The organism is Adlercreutzia equolifaciens, assembly GCF_029076695.1.
Taxonomy (GTDB): domain Bacteria; phylum Actinomycetota; class Coriobacteriia; order Coriobacteriales; family Eggerthellaceae; genus Adlercreutzia; species Adlercreutzia equolifaciens_A.
Genome location: NZ_JARFIK010000174.1, coordinates 1 through 339 on the forward strand (window position 1 = coordinate 1; position 339 = coordinate 339).

Annotated in this window: 1 protein-coding gene; it reads left to right on the top strand. The window is 57.5% G+C overall.

What is annotated here, in order from left to right:
• On the top strand, positions 1-339 hold a 339-nt coding region (locus PZH32_RS11950; protein ID WP_275208478.1), incomplete at both ends, for a winged helix-turn-helix domain-containing protein.

A 339-nucleotide genomic window follows, 5' to 3' on the forward strand; every position in this document is an offset into this window, starting at 1 on the left:
ATTTGCGCCGTCACCGCGATGACCTGGCCTTCGCCAAAGCGGTAAGTCGCGAGGGCAGCAGCCGCACCGGGGACTTGGAGATTCTATTCAACCAGTACGAGATGCGCTTGCGCGGGGAGCTGGTAAACCTGACGGCCAAGGAATTCGAAATCTTGGCGCTTTTGGCGGCAAATCCCGGCCAGGTTTTTACCCGAGCGCAAATATACGAGCTCATTTGGGGCGCAGACAGCTCGGTGGACGAGAGCACCATCACTGTATTCATGCGCAAGATTCGCGAGAAGATCGAGGACTACCCGTCCCAGCCGAAATACCTGCTTACGGTATGGCGCGTGGGCTACA